Origin of the sequence: Hansschlegelia plantiphila (assembly GCF_027922265.1) — a bacterium.
Classification (GTDB): Bacteria; Pseudomonadota; Alphaproteobacteria; order Rhizobiales; family Methylopilaceae; genus Methylopila; species Methylopila plantiphila.
Genome location: NZ_BSFI01000008.1, coordinates 509601 through 527225, shown reverse-complemented (window position 1 = coordinate 527225; position 17625 = coordinate 509601). Strand labels below are relative to the sequence as shown.

17 protein-coding genes and 1 other RNA gene are annotated in these 17625 nt (G+C 69.9%); 6 read left to right on the top strand and 12 right to left on the bottom strand.

The features are described from left to right. Positions 1-23: 23 nt before the first annotated feature. The 5 genes from PKE75_RS12305 to PKE75_RS12285 form a co-directional block, all read right to left on the bottom strand. Positions 24-521: a GNAT family N-acetyltransferase gene (locus PKE75_RS12305; protein WP_271169017.1), complete on the bottom strand. Its 498-nt coding sequence runs from the start codon at positions 519-521 to the stop codon at positions 24-26. Positions 522-534: 13 nt separating this feature from the next. Further along, positions 535-1218 (bottom strand): tRNA (adenosine(37)-N6)-threonylcarbamoyltransferase complex dimerization subunit type 1 TsaB, encoded by a 684-nt coding sequence (gene tsaB, locus PKE75_RS12300; protein ID WP_271169016.1) that lies wholly within the window; start codon positions 1216-1218, stop codon positions 535-537. Between the two features lie 147 nt (positions 1219-1365). Next, positions 1366-1971, bottom strand: coding sequence for a malonic semialdehyde reductase (locus tag PKE75_RS12295; protein ID WP_271169015.1), 606 nt, complete (start codon positions 1969-1971; stop codon positions 1366-1368). A gap of 83 nt (positions 1972-2054) precedes the next feature. After that, positions 2055-2849 (bottom strand): SDR family NAD(P)-dependent oxidoreductase, encoded by a 795-nt coding sequence (locus PKE75_RS12290; protein WP_271169014.1) that lies wholly within the window; start codon positions 2847-2849, stop codon positions 2055-2057. Positions 2850-2963: 114 nt separating this feature from the next. Next, positions 2964-3341, bottom strand: coding sequence for a DUF779 domain-containing protein (locus PKE75_RS12285; RefSeq protein WP_271169013.1), 378 nt, complete (start codon positions 3339-3341; stop codon positions 2964-2966). 250 nt (positions 3342-3591) lie between these two features. Between PKE75_RS12285 and PKE75_RS12280 the strand changes: the two genes are divergently transcribed. From PKE75_RS12280 to PKE75_RS12270, 3 genes are all read left to right on the top strand, one after another. Continuing rightward, positions 3592-5097, top strand: a complete 1506-nt coding sequence (locus PKE75_RS12280) for an amino acid permease (protein ID WP_271169012.1) — start codon at positions 3592-3594, stop codon at positions 5095-5097. Positions 5098-5300: 203 nt separating this feature from the next. After that, positions 5301-6686: an aldehyde dehydrogenase family protein gene (locus tag PKE75_RS12275; protein WP_271169011.1), complete on the top strand. Its 1386-nt coding sequence runs from the start codon at positions 5301-5303 to the stop codon at positions 6684-6686. 135 nt (positions 6687-6821) lie between these two features. Next, positions 6822-7703 carry a type 1 glutamine amidotransferase gene (locus PKE75_RS12270; RefSeq protein ID WP_271169010.1) on the top strand — a complete coding sequence of 294 codons (882 nt, stop codon included), beginning with the start codon at positions 6822-6824 and terminating at the stop codon, positions 7701-7703. Here PKE75_RS12270 and recR read toward each other — a convergent pair. From recR to ffs, 4 genes are all read right to left on the bottom strand, one after another. After that, the gene (recR, locus tag PKE75_RS12265) at positions 7700-8305 is read right to left on the bottom strand and encodes a recombination mediator RecR (protein WP_271169009.1); all 606 of its coding nucleotides are present in this window, start codon (positions 8303-8305) and stop codon (positions 7700-7702) included. The two genes, PKE75_RS12270 and recR, sit on opposite strands and share 4 nt — an antisense overlap. 157 nt (positions 8306-8462) lie before the next feature. Next, positions 8463-8783, bottom strand: coding sequence for a YbaB/EbfC family nucleoid-associated protein (locus tag PKE75_RS12260; RefSeq protein WP_271169008.1), 321 nt, complete (start codon positions 8781-8783; stop codon positions 8463-8465). A gap of 16 nt (positions 8784-8799) precedes the next feature. Continuing rightward, positions 8800-10557 (bottom strand): DNA polymerase III subunit gamma/tau, encoded by a 1758-nt coding sequence (locus tag PKE75_RS12255; protein ID WP_271169007.1) that lies wholly within the window; start codon positions 10555-10557, stop codon positions 8800-8802. A 164-nt stretch (positions 10558-10721) separates the two neighbouring features. Then, an RNA gene (gene ffs / locus PKE75_RS12250) (signal recognition particle sRNA small type) lies at positions 10722-10819 on the bottom strand. A gap of 67 nt (positions 10820-10886) precedes the next feature. Between ffs and nudC the strand changes: the two genes are divergently transcribed. The 3 genes from nudC to PKE75_RS12235 all read left to right on the top strand — a co-directional run bounded on the left by nudC (position 10887) and on the right by PKE75_RS12235 (position 14932). Then, positions 10887-11810, top strand: coding sequence for an NAD(+) diphosphatase (nudC, locus tag PKE75_RS12245; protein ID WP_271169006.1), 924 nt, complete (start codon positions 10887-10889; stop codon positions 11808-11810). A 194-nt stretch (positions 11811-12004) separates the two neighbouring features. Continuing rightward, the gene (locus PKE75_RS12240; protein ID WP_271169005.1) at positions 12005-13246 is read left to right on the top strand and encodes an HlyD family secretion protein; all 1242 of its coding nucleotides are present in this window, start codon (positions 12005-12007) and stop codon (positions 13244-13246) included. Between the two features lie 27 nt (positions 13247-13273). Beyond that, positions 13274-14932 carry a DHA2 family efflux MFS transporter permease subunit gene (locus PKE75_RS12235; RefSeq protein ID WP_271169004.1) on the top strand — a complete coding sequence of 553 codons (1659 nt, stop codon included), beginning with the start codon at positions 13274-13276 and terminating at the stop codon, positions 14930-14932. A 49-nt stretch (positions 14933-14981) separates the two neighbouring features. On the opposite strand, the gene PKE75_RS12230 is transcribed toward PKE75_RS12235, so the two are convergent. The 3 genes from PKE75_RS12230 to coaE are packed head-to-tail and all read right to left on the bottom strand — an operon-like array spanning position 14982 to position 17604. Beyond that, on the bottom strand, positions 14982-16256 hold the full coding sequence (locus PKE75_RS12230; protein ID WP_271169003.1) for an NAD(P)/FAD-dependent oxidoreductase: 1275 nt from the start codon (positions 16254-16256) through the stop codon (positions 14982-14984). A gap of 55 nt (positions 16257-16311) precedes the next feature. Further along, a complete protein-coding gene (dnaQ, locus tag PKE75_RS12225) occupies positions 16312-17019 on the bottom strand; it encodes a DNA polymerase III subunit epsilon (RefSeq protein WP_271169002.1) in 708 nt (235 codons plus the stop codon). Next, on the bottom strand, positions 17020-17604 hold the full coding sequence (coaE, locus tag PKE75_RS12220) for a dephospho-CoA kinase (RefSeq protein ID WP_271169001.1): 585 nt from the start codon (positions 17602-17604) through the stop codon (positions 17020-17022). Between the last annotated feature and the right edge of the window lie 21 nt (positions 17605-17625).

Genomic DNA, 17625 nt, shown 5'->3' with positions numbered 1-17625 from the left:
GGGCGATATCGTAAACCGAGACCTCAGGGCAATTCGAGCGCGAGGACGTGAGCGGCGGCGCGCGTGCCGTCGGCCTTGGCGTAGTAGGCCGGGCGGCGGCCGACCTGCGTGAAGCCGAAACGTCCATAAAGCGCAAGCGCGGGCGCGTTGTCCTCGTCGACCTCGAGCACCACGCGGCGCACGCCCCGGTTCGAAAGCCGCCCGAGATGCTGGCTGAGCAGCAGCGCGCCGCCGCCCAGGCCGCGCCGCGCCTCGGCGACCGCGACCGAGAGCACCTCCGCCTCGTCCTCCGCGACGCGCGAGAGCGCGAAGCCGTGCGGACGCTCGCTGCCCTCGCGCCTCAGCACGCAGCCGACCACCGATCGGTCGTTCAGCAGCGCGTCCATCTCGTCGATGCTCCAGCCGCGCGCGAAGGCGGAGGCGTGGATCGCCGCGAGCTCGTCAGCGTCGCCGGCGTCCGCGGGCTCGACGGCCCAGACGGTCGATCGAGAAAGGTAGGCGCCCCAGAACCACCAGAACATTCGTCAGTCCGAATCAGCGTCGCGCGATCCGCCCGCCGGCCTGCGGGTGGGCGTCAGCCGCCTTGAGGTAAAGAGGCCGGGGCGGCGAGTCGGCAGGATCGCACGCAGCCCCGAGACGCGCGAGCCAGATCGGGTCCGGAGCGAGGCGCCACACGTCAGCCTTTCGGATCGCTCCGTTCTCCGCCGCCGCGATCACGATGTCCGAGCCGGAGCCGACGATCAGCGCGGGACCGTCGCCGGCCGCGCGCGCGGCGTCGCGAACATCGACCAGCCGCGCCGAGACCAGCGGCCGCCCGTCGCCCGAAAACGCCTGGAAGAACACGCGCCCGTGCCGCGCGTCGATGGCGGCGGCGACCGGCGTCAGGCCGTCGGCCGCATCGAGGACGGGCGCGGCGAGCGCCGACAGCGTGCTGACGCCGACGACGGGCAGCCCGGCGCCGAGGCCGATCGCCCGCGCGCAGGCCAGCCCGACGCGAAGGCCGGTGAAGCTTCCGGGGCCGACCGTGACGGCGACGCGCTCGATCCCGGCGAGGCCGCCGGCGAGTCCGAGGATCCGCGCGACCTCCGGCATCAGCGCCTCGGCGTGGCCGCGCTCCATCGCAATCGAGCAGACATGCGCCGCCGCGCCGTCGTCGTCCGTCTCGACGACGGCGACCGAGCAGGCGCCGAGGGCTGTATCGATCGCGAGCACACGCATGGCCCGCTCAGTAGCAGCTTCGCCGTCGAAGACGCCACCAGCGAAGTCCCTCTCCCGTTGCGGAAGAGGGTCGCGTCAGGATCACGCGTTACCCCCCGGCGCGGAGCTTCGCCCCGGGCGGCCGTCTTCCCCAGGCGAAGGGAAGGCTCAGGCGATCCGGCAGAACTCGTCGAAGTCCGGGCGCGGCAGGCGCTCGAACATGTTCTGGCCGTCGCCATAGCCGAGATTGACCAGGAAGTTGGTGCGGAAGGTCGTGCCCTCGAAGAACGCCTCGTCGATCTTGGCCTTGTCGAAGCCGGACATCGGCCCGCAGTCGAGCCCGAGCGAGCGGGCGGCGAGGATGAGATAGCCGCCCATCAGCGTGCCGTTGCGGAACGCGGTCTCCTCGATCGCGGCGTCGTTGCCTTCGAACCAGCTCTTCGCGGTCGGCGCGTGCGGGAAGAAGCGCGGCAGGTTGTCGAGCCAGCGCAGGTCGTGGCCGACGATGACCGTCACGGGGGCCTTCAGCGTCTTGTCGCGGTTGGCCGAGGACAGCGCCGGGGCGAGCTTCGCCTTGCCTTCCTCCGAGGTGACGAACACGAACCGCCCGGGCAGGCCGTTCGCGCTGGTCGGACCCATCTTCACCAGCTCGAACAGCGCGCGCAGCGTGGTCTCGGAGACCGGCTCCGCGCTGAACGAATTGTGGGTGCGGGCGGTGCGGAACAGCGTGTCGAGGCTGGCGTCGTCGAGCGGCGCGCGGTGAGGTCCGGTCAAGGCTTCGTCCTTCGGCAGAGAGATTTCAGGGTGGCTCAAGGCTCTAGCAGGGACGGCGCGAGGCGCCGCCCCTGTCCGGCGGTTCAGATGATCGTGCTGACGACCCCGCCGTCGACCCGCAGCGCGGCGCCGGTCGTGGCCGAGGCTTCCTTGGAGCAGACATAGACCACCATGTTGGCGACTTCCTCGACGGTCGCCGCGCGCTGGATGATCGAGCTCGGCCGGTGCGCCTTCACGAAGGCGGCCCCGGCCTCCTCCAACGTCTGGCCGGTCTTCGCCACCTCCTCCTTCAGCATCTCGGCGACGCCTTCCGACAGCGTCGGCCCCGGCAGCACCGCGTTGACCGTCACCCCGGTGCCGGACATCCGCTTGGCGAGCCCGCTCGAGACCGCGAGCTGGGCGGTCTTGGTGAAGCCGTAATGCACCATCTCGACGGGCGTATTGATCCCGGACTCCGACGAGATGAACACGATCCGGCCCCAGCCGCGCGCCGCCATGCCCTGCGCATAGGCTCGCGACAGCCGGACGCCCGACATCACGTTAACCTCGAAGAACCGGGTCCACTCCTCGTCCGGGACGTCGAAGAAGTCCTGCGGATTGAAGATGCCGACATTGTTGACGAGGATGTCCGGCGCCGGGATCGCGGCGACCATCGCGTCGGCGCCCTCGGGAGTCCCAAGATCGGCCGCGACGCCTTTGAGGTCGGCGCCGGGAACAGCCTGCGCGATGGCGGCGATCGCCTTGTCGACCGCTTCCTGCTTGCGGCCGTTGACGACGACGGTGGCGCCGCACCCGGCGAGGCCGAGCGCGATCGCGTGGCCGATGCCGATCGTCGAGCCGGTGACGACGGCGATCTTGCCGGTGAGGTCGATCTTCATGGGAGGCTCCTTAATCGAAGGCGAGCGCACGATCCTCCGAGCGCCCGCCGCTGACCAGCGGCAGCGCATTGCGTGGGCGCAAAGGTCGCGGGGCGCGCGCCGGCGACCTCCGGTTCAGGCGGCGTCGAGCGCCCGGGCCTCCTCCTCGGTGAAGATCCGCGAGCGGATGTGGAAGCGCACCTCGCGGCCGTTCTCCAGGCTGAACATGCCGCCACGGCCAGGCACGACGTCGAGCGTCAGATGGGTGTGCTTCCAGTATTCGAACTGCGAGGGGCTCATATAGAACGGTACGCCGCCGACCTCGCCGAGCTTCACGTCGTCGTCGCCGACCATGTAGTCGCCGCGGCCGAAGCACATCGGCGACGAGCCGTCGCAGCAGCCGCCCGACTGGTGGAACAGAATCTCGCCGTGCTCCGCCTGCAGGGTCCTGATCAGATCGAGCGCCTTGTCGGTCGCGACGACACGCTCGGGCGCCTTCGGTGTTGCGGTCATGGGCCCTCTCCTCGCCGGACAATATAAGCCCATGGCTCCGAAAGCGAAGGCCGGATGAGCTTTCGCGCGGCAGAAGCTGCCTGAGAAAGCAGCGTTTCCAGCCGTCCTTTCGCGTTGCGAAATTGCGGCGGTTCTGTGACGATCGTCGCTCGAAGGGGGCGGTGGTCGATCCCGCTTCGGCGCGACGGAGACGTCGCAGCGCGCGGGGTTCCGGCCTTCGCGTCCGATCGGCGGAGACGGGGAGCTCGGCATGGCGCAGGACGGCAAGAGGGGCGTGACCTATCAGACGGTCGACGCCGGGTATTTCGAGAAACGCGGACTGACCCGCTACGCCGGCGTGGCGAGCCTCTGGGCGCTCGGCGTCGGCGCGGTCATCTCCGGCCACTTCTCCGGCTGGAACTTCGGCTTCTCGACCGGCGGCTGGGGCGGCATGCTGGTCGCGGGCATGATCATCGCCGTCATGTATCTCGGCCTGACCTTCTCCATCGCCGAGATGTCGGCCGCGCTGCCCCACACCGGCGCGGCCTATTCCTTCGCCCGCACCGCGATGGGCCCCTGGGGCGGCTTCTTCACCGGCCTTTGCGAAAACGTCGAATACGTCATCACGCCAGCCGTCGTGGTCACCTTCATCACGGCTTACATCAACTCGATCTTCGGGTTCGATCCAGCCTATTCGCCGCTGGTCTGGATCGTGTTCTTCGCGATCTTCGTCGGCCTCAACGTCTTCGGCCTCGAGCTGTCGTTCAAGGTGACGATGGTCGTCACGCTGATCTCGCTCGCCGTGCTGATCTTCTTCTGGGTCTCGGCGATCCCGCACATGGACTTCAACCGCTGGGCGCTGAACATCGGCGTCGGTCCCGACGGCGCGGCCGTCGAACTGCCCGAGGGCGGCGGCTCGTGGTTCCCGTTCGGGTTTTCCGGCGTGCTCGCCACGCTGCCCTTCGCGGTCTGGCTGTTCCTTGCGATCGAGCAGTTGCCGCTCGCCGCGGAGGAGTCGGTCGATCCCGCGCGCGACATGCCCAAGGGCATCATCCTCGGCATGATCACGCTGATGGTCTCGGCCTTCATGATCGTGCTGCTGAACCCCTCGGTGGTGGGCGTCGGCTCGTTCAAGCTGTCATCCTCGCTCGAGCCGCTGCTCGATGGCCTCAAGGCGGTCTACGGCGACACCGGCGTCGTGCTGCTCGGCTGCGTCGCCCTCACCGGCCTGATCGCGAGCTTCCACACGATCCTCTACGCCCAGGGCCGGCAGATCTACTCGCTGTCGCGCGCCGGCTACTTCCCGCGCGGGCTTTCGATCACCCATCCGACGTTCCGCACCCCCTACGTCGCGATGATCGTCGGCTCGATCGTGGGCCTCGGCGTGATGCTGATCATCTGGTTCGCGCTCGGCGCGGAGGAGGCCGGCGCCTCGATCGGCAGCGTGCTGCTGAACATGGCGGTGTCCGGCGCGATGTTCTCCTACATCGCCCAGGCCGCGTCGTTCATCCTGCTGCGCAGGAACGCGCCGCACATCAAGCGGCCCTATCGGAGCCCTTTCGGCGTGGTCGGGGCCGCGCTGACGATCGTCATCGCGATCGTCACTCTCGGCTATCAGGTGCAGGATCCGAACTTCACCAAGGGCGTGCTCTGGGTGCTGGTGTGGTTCGCGATCGCGACCGTCTACTTCGCGCTCGTCGGCCGCCACAAGCTGGTGCTGTCGCCGGAGGAGGAGTTCGCCCAGTCGAAGGGCGAGGTCGTCTACCGCACCCACTGACCCCCGCAGCCGTTTCCGGCGAGACAGGACGACACGCGCGCCCCGGCCAATCGGGGCGCGCTCTTTTTATTCCAGCCGACAGGCGCATTTCGGAACAGGGGGCTTCCTACCGCCGGCGTCCCCGCCGATATTGCGGCGGCGGCTCGGCGACGGCCCCGAACGGGAGGCCGCAACGCGCCGCGACGGAACGCGAGCAAGGTTCGATGACCGACCAAGTCTGCATCTCCCCCATCGACGGCCGTGAATTCGCGCGCCGCGCGACCGCCTCCGACGCGGAGATCGCGTCGGCGCTCGCCGACGCCAGGCGCGCGCAGAAGGAATGGGCGGCGGTCCCGATCGCCGAGCGCGGCGAGAAAATGCTGGTCTTCCTCGACGCGCTGCTCGGACTCAACCAGCAGATCGTCCCCGAGCTCGCCCAGCAGATGGGCCGCCCGGTGCGCTCCGGCGGCGAGATGCGCGGCGTCGAGGAGCGGGTGAAGCATTGCGTCACGACGGCGGAAGCCTCGCTCGCTGACGTCGTTCCGGCGCCGCGGCCTGGCTTCAAGCGCATGATCAAGCGCACGCCGCTCGGCCTCGTCTTCGTCATCGCGCCGTGGAACTACCCTTACCTCACCGCGGTCAACACCATCGTTCCGGCGCTGATCGCAGGGAACGCCGTGCTGCTGAAGCACGCCGCGCAGACGATTCTGGCCGGCGAGCGCTTCCAGGAGGCGATGGACAAGGTCGACCTGCCGAAGGGCCTGTTCCGCAACATCGCGCTCGACCACGACCAGTCCGGCACGCTGATCCGAAGCGGCGCCTTCGACCACATCAACTTCACGGGTTCGGTGGCCGGAGGACGGGCGGTCGAGACGGCGGCCGGCGGGACCTTCACCAGCGTCGGGCTGGAGCTCGGCGGCAAGGACCCCGCTTACGTCCGCGAGGACGCCGACCTCGATTTCGCGATCGAGAACATCGCCGACGGCGCGTTCTACAATTCGGGCCAGTGCTGCTGCGGCATCGAGCGCGTCTACGTCCACGAGAGCCTCTACGACCGTTTCGTCGAAGGCGCGGTGGAGGCGGCGTCGAAATACGTGCTCGGAAACCCGCTCGACGACGCGACCACGCTCGGGCCGATGGCCGCGACCCGCTTCGCCGACACCGTCCGCGCCCAGACCCGCGAGGCGCTGGCGCAAGGCGCGAAGGCGCATCTCGACCCCGCCGCATTCCCGGCGGACCGGGAGGGCACCGCTTATCTTGCGCCACAGGTTCTGACCAATGTCGATCACTCGATGCGCGTGATGGTCGAGGAAAGCTTCGGGCCGGTCGTCGGGATCATGAAGGTCGGCGGCGACGAGGAGGCGCTGAAGCTGATGAACGACAGCCCCTACGGCCTCACCGCCTCGATCTGGACCCGCGATCTGGCGAAGGCCGAGGCTCTCGGCGACCGCATCGAGACCGGCACCGTGTTCATGAACCGCTGCGACTATCTCGATCCGGCGCTGGCCTGGACCGGCGTCAAGGACACCGGCCGCGGCGCCTCGCTGTCGGAGATCGGCTTCCACCAGCTGACCCGCCCGAAGAGCTATCACCTCAGGGAAGCGGTTTAAGGCCCTTCAGAACAAACCCGTCGTCCTCCGGCTTGACCGGAGGACCCGCGCACGAGCGTAGCTCCGCACCCCATACGGATGGATCGGTCAAGCCGGACCAATCCGTCGGACCGGAGCGCCACAGGACTTGCTTTCATGACCCGCCCGCTCCGCATCCTCGTCGCCGAAGGCGGCACGCCCGCACTCCGCGAGCGGCACGCCGCCGTGTCGGGCCAGACGCCGAGCGCGTTCTACGCCGACGTCCTGACGAGGCTCGCGCGCGACCTCGGCGCGTCCCTCCTGACCGATATCTGCTACCCCGCAGACGCCGGCGCGGCCCTGCCGGCGGGCGAGGACCTTGCAGGCTATGACGGCGTCGCTATCACCGGCTCCGGCCTGAACCTCTGGAAGGCGGAGCCGGAGTCGCTCGCCCAGGTCGCGTTCGCGCGCGCCGTGTTCGACGCCGGCGTCCCGTTCTTCGGCTCGTGCTGGGGCCTGCAGGTGGCGGCGGCCGCCGCCGGCGGCGAGGTGAAGCGCAACCCTCAGGGCCGCGAGGTCGGCGTCGCGCGCTCGATCCGCCTGACGGAGGCCGGCCGCGCCTCGGGACTCCACGCCGGCAGGCTGGAGGCCTTCGACGCGCCCGCGATTCACTCGGACGAGGTCGCCGTGCTGCCCGAGGGCGCGACCGTCACCGCGACCAATGAGCTCTGCGCGGTGCAGGCCGCCGAGATCCGGCACGGCAATGGCGTGTTCTGGGGCGTCCAGTTCCACCCGGAATACACGTTCACCGAGCTCGGCGGCATCCTGAGCCGCATCACGCCTATCATGGTCGAGGAGGGCTTCTTCCGCTCGCCCGAGGAGGCCGGACTCTACGTCTCCGATCTCGTCGCGCTCGACGCCGACCCCGCCCGCAAGGACGTCGCGTGGCGGCTCGGGATCGCCCCGTCGGTGACAGACCCCCGGATCCGCCGCACCGAACTGATCAACTGGCTGAGCGCCCAGGTGCTGCCCACGGCGAGCGCGCGCGGGCGGGCCTAGAACGCCGTCCGGCTCCGGATCGCGGCGGCCAGCGTGCCGTCGTCGAGGTAGTCGAGCTCGCCGCCGACGGGCACGCCGTGGGCGAGGCGCGTCACCTTCACGTCCGATCCGGCGAGAAGGTCCGTCACGTAATGCGCGGTGGTCTGGCCCTCGACGGTGGCGTTGACCGCGATGATGACCTCGCGCACCTCCGGGTCCGCCGCGCGGTCGGCGAGGGTCGCGAGGTTCAGATCCTCCGGCCCGCGCCCGTCGAGCGGAGACAGCGTGCCGCCGAGGACGTGGTAGCGGGCGGAGACCGCGCCGGAGCGCTCCAGCGCCCAGAGGTCGGAGACGTCCTCGACGACGACGAGCGTCGCGCCGTCCCGGCGGGGGTCGCGGCAGATCGAGCAGGGGTTTTGGGTGTCGACGTTGGCGCAGGTCTCGCACACCACCACCCGCTCGCAGGCGATCCGCATCGCCTCCGACAGCGGCTCCAGCAGCTTGTCCTTGCGCATCAGCAGGTGCAGCGCGGCGCGGCGCGCCGAACGCGGCCCGAGCCCCGGCAGTTTCGCCAGAAGCTGGATCAGTCGCTCAATCTCGGGGCCGGCTGGGGTGCGGGACATGGGGTTTTCGGTTTAGCGGGCGCGCGCAGCATGAAACTCGTCATGGTCCGGCTCGACCGGACCATCCATGCCGGGCGTAGAGCGCTACGCTCGAACATGGGTCCTCCGGTCAAGCCGGAGGACGACGGCGCGTTTTATGATCGCGCGAGCAGCGCTCTCAGAACAGCTTCATGCCGGGAGGGATCGGCAGGCCGGCGGTCACGCCCGCCATCTTCTCCTGCATCGCGGCGTCGGCCTTGGCGCGGGCGTCGGCGTGGGCTGCGATGATCAGGTCCTCGAGGATCTCGGCCTCGTCCGGCTTCATGAGGCCGGGATCGATCGCGATGGCGCGGAGCTCGCCCTTGGCGGAGAGCGTGACCTTGACCGCGCCGCCGCCGGAGGCGCCTTCCACGATCACCTGCTCAAGCTCGGCCTGGGCGTCCTGCATCTTCTGCTGGAGCTCTTTCGCCTTCGCCATCATGCCCATGATGTCGCGCATTCCGCTTCCGCTCCCGTCAGAGGTCTTCGTCGTCGTCGACCGGAGGTAGGGCGTCGCTCGCCGCGGCGTCAAGCTCGGGCTGGGCCGCATCCGCCGTGCGGTGGCGGACGTCGACGATCACGGCGCCCGGCGCCCGGTCGAGGATCGCGCGGACCGACGGATGGGCGGAGATTCCCGCAAGGCGAGCCGCGGCCTGCGCCTCCTGCATCTCGTGCAGCGTCGGGGCGCCTTCTCCGGCGGCGACCGAGACCATCCAGCGCTGGTTGGTCCAGTCCTTCAGCTTGCGGGCGACGGCGTTGGCGAGATCGGTCGGCGCGTCGGCGGTCGGCTCGAACTCCAGCCTGCCGTCCTCGAAGCGCACGACCCGCATCTGGCGCTCCAGCGCATAGCGCATCTGGATGTCGCGGTTGCGGTTCGCGAGAGCGACCAGATCCTCGAAACGCTGCAGGCGGATGGTCGGCTCCGCCTGAGCATGCGGCGGCGCCTGGGCGGCCTCGGGCGCGTAGTCGCGGGCCGCGGCGAGCGCCGGGCTCGAGCGCGCCGGGCCCATCGGCTCCGCCGGACGCGGGCCGCCGGACGGGCCGCTCGGCGCCGGACCACGCGGCGGCGGGGAGGCTTCGGCGCCGTCGAGCTTGCGCAGCATCTCGTCGGGCGTCGGCAGGTCGGAGGCGTAAGCCAGCCGCACCAGAACCATGTCCGCGGCCTGGGCGGGCTTCGGCGCGACCTGGACCTCGGAGACGCCCTTCAGCAGCATCTGCCAGGCGCGCGACAGCGCCCGCATCGACAGCTTTTCCGCGAACTCCCGGCCGCGGACCCGCTCGCCCTCGGTGAGCGCGGGATCGTCGGCCGCCTTCGGCGCAAGCTTGATGCGGGTGACGAGATGCACGGCCTCGGCCAGGTCCGCGAGCACCGAGGCCGGGTCGGCGCCGGCCTCGTGGGCGGATCGGAAGCCCGCCAGAGCGCCGCCGGCGTCGCCGCGCATCACCGCGTCGAATAGGTCAAGAATTCCGGAGCGGTCGGCGAGGCCGAGCATGCCGCGCACGGCCTGAGCCTCGACCCGGCCCTCCCCATGGGCGATCGCCTGATCGAGCAGCGACAGCGCGTCGCGCACCGAGCCTTCGGAGGCGCGGGCGATGACGGCGAGCGCCTCGTCCTCGACGCTGACCTCCTCGGCCGCGGCGATGCGCGAGAGGTGGGCGGTCATCTCGTCGGCCGCGACCCGGCGCAGCGAAAAGCTCTGGCAGCGCGACAGCACCGTCACCGGCACCTTGCGCAGCTCGGTCGTCGCGAACACGAACTTCACGTGCGGCGGCGGCTCCTCCAGCGTCTTCAGAAACGCGTTGAAGGCGCTCGTCGAGAGCATGTGGACTTCGTCGATGATGAACACCTTGTAGCGGGCCATCACCGGCGCGTAGTGCACCGTCTCGAGGATCGAGCGCACGTCCGCGACGCCGGTGTGCGAGGCCGCGTCCATCTCGATCACGTCGACATGCCGCGATTCCATGATCGCTTCGCAGTGCACGCCGAGTTCGGAAAGGTCGGTGGTCGGCGCCCCCGAGCCGTCGGCGCGCTCGTAATTCAGCGCGCGGGCGAGGATGCGGGCCGTTGTCGTCTTGCCGACGCCGCGCACGCCAGTGAGGATCCACGCCTGGGCGATGCGGCCGGAGGTGAAGCTGTTGCGAAGCGTGCGGACCATCGGCTCCTGGCCGATGAGGTCCTCGAAGCGCTGCGGCCGGTATTTTCGGGCGAGGACGCGGTAGGGAGTCGCGGTCATCGGGAGCCTTCTTCACCTCTCGCCAATGGGGAGAGGTCGGCCCGCAGGGCCGGGTGAGGGGACTGAGCCCTATCCTGCAAACCCGATTTCCCCTCATCGGCTCGGCTTCGCCTCGCGACCTCTCCCCGCCGGGGAGAGGTGAGAATGCGGCGCCCTAAGATGAAGGTGGGAGGTCGGACGACGACCCGTATCGGTCTCGTTGGGGCTGCTTCCTTTCGGACCTGACCCGGTTGGCGAGGAACACGCCCATCGCCAACCTCCCGGACGCTATATGGCCTCTCAGGGGGCGCCCATGCAAGCGTCCGCCGCCGCGTTTTGAGCCCGTGACCATGACCGACCAGCCCTTTTCCCCGTCTGCCGCCGACCTCGGCTATGCCGGCCTCGCGCTCGAACGCGCGGGCGACAACCGGCACGACCCCGCCTTCATCGCCGTCCAGCAGGGCGACGGCGCCCGTCGTATGGTGGTCTTCGCGGGCGAACGGCCCATGCTGAAGGCCGCGTGCGGCGCGCTCGAACTGCTGTTCGACGCCGCCGAGGCCGCAGCGCTCGGCGCGGCCGAGCCGTGGATGTTCCTCGGCCGCTCCGACGGCGGGCCGGTGTTCGCAGTCCAGCTTCCCGCCGAGACCGAGCCTGCGCCGGGGACATTCGTCGAGGACCTCCGCGCGCTCGCGACCGACGGCCGCCTGGCCGGCGAGCCGCTCGCCCTGGCCGGGCTCGCGAAGAGCATGCTGTCCTGGCACGCCCGGCACGGCTTCTGCGCGAATTGCGGGGCGGCGACCGACGTTGCCGGCGGCGGATGGCGGCGCGAATGCCCGTCCTGCGGGACGCAGCATTTCCCGCGCGTCGACCCGGTCGTCATCATGCTCGTCACGATCGGCGACCGATGCCTTCTCGGCCGCCAGCCGCGCTTCCCCGAGGGCATGTGGTCGTGCCTCGCAGGCTTCGTGGAGCCGGGCGAGACCATCGAGGCCGCCGCCCGCCGCGAGATCATGGAGGAGGCCGGAGTGGCGATCGGATCCGTCGGCTACGCCTTCTCGCAACCCTGGCCGTTTCCGTCGCAGCTGATGCTGGGCGTCGTGGCCAAGGCGCTCGGAGACGAACTGACCGTCGACCGCTCCGAGCTCGACGACGCGCGCTGGTTCACGCGCGACGAGGTCGCCAGGCTGCTGACCGGGGAGCACGAGCTGGGGCTTTCGGCCCCGCCGCCCGCCGCGATCGCGCATCATTTGCTTCAACTGTTCGCGAGAGGATAGCGCGGCCGGCGGTCCGGCTCGTTCCGATGCCGGGGGTTGTGGTCATTAAAAATTGACCGAACCGTTCGGTCATACTTGCAACGCCGCAAAACGCGCGCTAACGTCCATTGACCGAACGGTTCGGTCAATCTTTCGCCGGTGGTTTCGCCGCTGATTTTCGGCCGCTCCCGGCATCTCAGGTCCGACGCACGCTAATGGCGACATCGCAGGCTCAGATCGACGATTCGCCGCGTCCCCGCCTGGTGGCGGCCCCGGCGACGGTGACCGACGAAGCGCCGAAGGACCGGCGCGCCGACGGCGCTCCCGTCATCGAGCGGACGGCGCCGGATGGCGTCGTTGGCGCGCCAGCGAAGACTGACGCCCGCCGTCCTCCGACCAAGCGCTTGCTGCTCGGCGCGGTCGTCCTGGCCGCGCTCGGCTTCGGCGGCTGGTACGGCTACGACTGGCTGGTGGACGGCCGTTTCCTGGTGCAGACCGACGACGCCTATGTCGGCGCCGATATGGCGGTGATGTCGCCCAAGGTCTCGGGCTATGTCGCGCAGGTCGCCGTCGAGCAGAACGCGCTGGTCAAGACCGGCGAGCCGCTCGTCACGCTCGAGGACGGCGACTACCGCCTCGCGGTCGCCGCCGCGGACGGCAAGATCGCGACCCAGACCGCGACCGTCGCGCGCTTCGACAAGCAGATCGCGGCCTCCGCAGCGCAGATCGCGCAGGCGAAGGCCCAGGTCGATTCCGCCAACGCCGACAGCGCCCGCGCCGCCGCCGATTTCGACCGTGCGCAGCAGCTTGCGAAGTCGACTTTCGGCAGCCGCCAGAACCTCGACCTCGCCAAGGCCGACCGGGACCGCAGCGCGGCGGCGGTGGAGGCCGCCAAGGCCGGCGTGACCGCGGCGGAGGCCAACCGCGACGTGCTGGTCGCTCAGAAGGGCGAGGCGGAGCGCACGCTGGCCGAGCTTGCGACAGCGCGCGCCCAGCGCCAGCGCGACCTCGACGCAACCGTGATCCGCGCGCCCTTCGACGGCGTCGTGGGCAACAAGTCGGTGCAGGTCGGCGACTATGTGACGGTCGCCAAGCGCCTGATGGCGGTCGTGCCGCTCGACCGCGTCTATGTCGACGCCAACTTCAAGGAAACCCAGCTCGCCGACGTCCAGCCGGGCTCGACGGTCCGGCTCTCCGTCGACGCCTATCCCGAGCACGACGTGACGGGCGTGGTCGACAGCCTCGCGCCGGCCTCGGGCGCCCAGTTCAGCCTGCTGCCGCCGGAGAACGCGACAGGAAACTTCACCAAGATCGTGCAGCGCGTGCCCGTGCGCATCCGCGTCGATCCGGCGGACGTCGCCAGGGGCCGCCTGCGCCCCGGCATGTCCGTGATCGCCGCGGTCGACACCCGCACCGCGCCGCAAGAGACGTCCAGCGCCGCCACCCCGCGGCGTTGACGTGACCCCGCGTCCGAGACGCAACCGATGAGCGACGACGCCTTCCCTCCGGGCGACGTTAAGGCCGCCGAACCGACCCGCGTCCCCACGGGGTCGTCGGCTAATAGTTCACCGGTCGTCTCGGGCGCGGGGAACCCCCCTCCCGAACCGCAGGTCACGCCGAGGCGGCTGATCGCGTTCCTCGCGCTCGTCTTCGGCATGTTCATGGCGATCCTGGACATCCAGATCGTCTCCTCGTCGCTGGCCGAGATCCAGGCCGGGCTGTCCGCGAGCCCCGACGAGATCTCGTGGGTCCAGACGAGCTACCTGATCGCCGAAGTCATCATGATCCCGCTCTCCGGCTATCTCGGCCGGGCGCTGTCGACGCGGGTGCTGTTCTCGATCTCGGCCGCCGGCTTCACGGTCGCAAGCGTGCTCTGCGCGACGGCGACGACGCTGCCGGAAATGATCGTCTACCGGGCGATCCAGGGCTTCATCGGCGGCGGCATGATCCCGACCGCGTTCGCCGCCGCGTACACGATCTTCCCCAAGCGCCACCAGCCGTCGATCATGGCGCTGGTCGGGCTGACGGTGACGCTCGCCCCGACCGTCGGGCCGACGGTCGGCGGCTACCTCACCGAGCTGCTGTCCTGGCACTGGCTGTTTCTGATCAACGTCGTGCCGGGGACCATCGCCACGCTGCTCGCCTGGTTCCTCGTCGATTTCGACGAGCCGGAGCCCGGATTGCTCAGAAACCTCGATTATTTCGCGCTGATCGCGCTCGCCGTGTTCCTCGGCAGCATGGAGTACGTGCTGGAGGAGGGGGCGAAGGACGACTGGTTCCAGGACGAGACGATCCGCAACCTCACCGTCGCGGGCGTGATCGGCGGCGCAGTGTTCTTCTGGCGCTGCTTCGCCGCGAAGATTCCGCTGGTCGACCTCGGGGCCTATCGCGACCGCAACTTCGCCGTCGGCTCGCTGCTCACCTTCATCATGGGCATCGGCCTCTACGGCATGACCTATCTCTACCCGGTCTTCCTTGGCCGGGTGCGCGGCTACGATTCGCTGCAGATCGGCGAGACGGTGTTCGTCTCCGGCCTGTTCATGTTCCTGACCGCCCCGGTCGTCGGCATGCTGTCCCGCCGGGTCGACCCGCGCTGGCTGATCGCGTCCGGCTTCCTAGGCTTCGGGGTGTCGTGCATCGACCTCACCTACATCACGAAAGACTGGGCGTTCTGGAACCTGTTCTTTCCGCAGGTGCTGCGCGGCGTCTCGCTGATGATGTGCATGGTGCCGATCAACGTGGTCTCGCTCGCCACCCTGCCGCGGCCAAAGCTGAAGAACGCGAGCGCGCTGTTCAATCTGATGCGCAACCTCGGCGGCGCCTTCGGCCTCGCCTTCATCAACACCTTCCTCAACCACCGCCAGGATCTCCACATGCTGCGCCTGCGCGAGCACGTGATCTGGGGCCGCCAGGTCGCCGAGGAGCAGCTTTCGACCCTGACCCAGGGCTTTTCCGCCCGCATGGGCTCCGACGCCGAGCTCGCCGCCGTCAAGCAGATGGCGAACATGGTGCGCCAGGAAGGTCTGGTGCTGGCCTTCGGCGATCTGTTCTGGGCGATGACGATCCTGTTCTCCGGGATCATCCTGCTGGTCCCGCTGGTGCAGAAGCCCAGCGCGGGCGCAGCGCCGGCGCCGGCGCATTGAGCGCCCGTTCGTCATCCGGGCAGGCGCGGCCGGAATGAGGAGTTGACCGCTACAGCCTGTCCCTGAGCGCGTAATAGCTCATGGCGGCGACGAGCAGCGGCTTCTGCAGCAGGCGGCCCCCCGGAAAGCTCGGGACCGGCAGCCGCGCCAGCAGGTCGAAGCGGTCGAGCCGCCCGGCCGTCGCCTCGGCCAGGATCTTGCCGAACAGCGGCCCGAGCAGCACGCCCTGTCCGGAATAGCCGGCGGCGACCAGCACGTTCGGGCTGACCGCGCGCACGAAGGGCAGCCGCGTCGGCGTGACGCCGAGCACCCCGCCCCAGGCGTGCTCGATCGGCGTGCTCTCGAGCTGCGGAAACACCCTCAGCATGTGCCGCCGCACGATCGGGGCGACGTCGGCCGGCAGGGTGGTGGAATAGGTCTCGCCGCCGCCGAACAGCAGCCGTCCGTCGGGCGTCGGGCGGTAGTAGTAGACGACGAAGCGGCTGTCGGAGACCGCCGCCCGGCTCGTCAGGACCTCGGCCAGCCGGTCGCCGAGCGGGACGGTGGTCGCGATGTGGTTCGCGATCGGCGCGACATGCGCCTCGATCCGGCGATCCACCCCCTCGAGCAGCCCGTCGGTGCAGACCAGCACGGTGTCGGCCGAAACCGCGCCCTTGTCGGTCATCAGCGTCGGCCGGCCGCCATGACTGATGCGGCGGACCCGCGCGCCCTCGTAGATCGTCGCGCCCGCCGCCTCCGCCGCGCGCGCGAGCCCGAACGCCAGAGCCAGCGGGTCGAGATGGCCGGCGCCGTGGTCGATCGAGCCGCCATGATAGCCGTCGCTCTTCACCAGCGCCCGAAGCTGCTCGCGGTCGAGCGGCTCGACATGGCCGTAGCCGTAGTCCTCCCTGAGCTTGCGGACATAAGCGTGGGTGTGCGCGACATAGGCCGGCTTGTGGTCGGCGTGGATCAGGCCCGGCTCGTATCGGACGTCGATCCCCCGCCGCCCGGTGAGATCGCGCAGCAGGGTCTTCGCCTCCTCCGCCATGTCCCAGAGCTTCCGGGCGTCCTGCAGGCCTGCGAGCGTCTCGAGCTCGTCCTGCTCGCGGCGCTGGCCGGTATGGACCTGACCGCCGTTGCGCCCCGAGGCGCCCCAACCGACCCGCGCCTGCTCCAGCACCGCGACCGCCTTGCCCTGCTCGGCGAGATGGAGCGCGGCGGACAGTCCGGTGAAGCCGCCGCCGATGATCGCGACGTCGACCCGCCTGTCGCCGCCGAGCGGCGGGCGCGCCGCCGGCGCCTCGTTGACGGCGGCGTAGTAGGAGGCGGCGGGGGGATAGGTCATCGGCCCAGGATACACGGCGCGGCGGTTCGGTCCGCGCTCCACGGGGATAAGGCGGCTACTGGGCTGCGACGGTCGCCTCGGTCTCGGCGAAATATTCGCGCCACACCGGCTCCTTCAGCGTGGCGACGAAGGCGAGGTGGACCTCGATGTCGGCGGCTGTCAGCCGCGACGGCAGCGGGACCGGGCGCTGGGCCGCGGCCTTGCCGCTGCTGAAGCCGACCCCGTCGAGATGCGACAGGCCGAGCGAGGCCTGCCGACCGCCGAGCAGCTCGAGATAGACCTCCGCGAGGATCTCGCTGTCGAGCAGCGCGCCGTGCTTGGTGCGCCTCGAATTGTCGATGCCGTAGCGCTGGCAGAGCGAATCGAGCGAGTTCTGGCCGCCCGGATTCTTGCGCCGAGCCAGCATCAGCGTGTCGATGACGCGCTCATAGCCGAGCGGCGGCCGCTTCGCCCTAGTCAGTTCGGCGTTCAGGAAGCCCATGTCGAAGGCGGCGTTGTGGATGACCAGCGAGCCATCGTCGATGAAGGCCAGAAACTCGTCAGCAATGTCGGCGAACAGCGGCTTGTCCGCCAGGAATTCGCTCGACAGCCCGTGCACCCGGAACGCGCCCTCCGGCATGTCGCGCTCTGGGTTGAGATAGACGTGGTAGCTCGCGCCGGTCGCGATCCGGTTGAGCAGCTCGACGCAGCCGATTTCGACCACCCGGTCGCCGGTCAGTGGATCGAGGCCGGTCGTTTCGGTGTCGAGGACGATCTCGCGCATTCAGGACCCCGCGAAGTCGGCGATGGCGGCGCGCACCTGCGCGCGGGCGCGCTCGATCCCGTGGCCGGTGTCGATCACCGCGTCGGCGCGGGCGCGCTTCTCGGCGTCCGGCGTCTGGCGCGCGAGCACGCGCTTGAAGATCTCGTCGGTCATGCCCGGCCTCTCCATCACGCGGCGGCGCTGCTCTTCGGCGCCGGCGCTCGCCACCACCACCTTGTCGACGTCCCGGTCCCGCCCGGTCTCGAACAGCAGGGGAATGTCGAGCACGGCGACGGCGGCCCCGTCGTCGCGGGCCCGGCTGAGAAACGCGCGCTCCGCCTCGCGCACCAGAGGATGGACGATGCTCTCCAGTTTCGCGAGCGCCGCGGCGTCGCCGAGCACCCTCGTCCCCAGCTCCTTGCGATCGACGACGCCGTCGCGAACCGTTCCGGGAAACGCCGCCTCGATCAGCGGCGCGGCCGGTCCGCCATAGAGCGCATGCACCGTGGCGTCGGCGTCGTGAACCGCCGCGCCCTCCTCCGCGAACAGTCGCGCGGTCGTGCTCTTGCCCATGCCGATGGAGCCGGTGAGGCCGATCACGAGCATTGTGTACTGACCTCCCTTTCG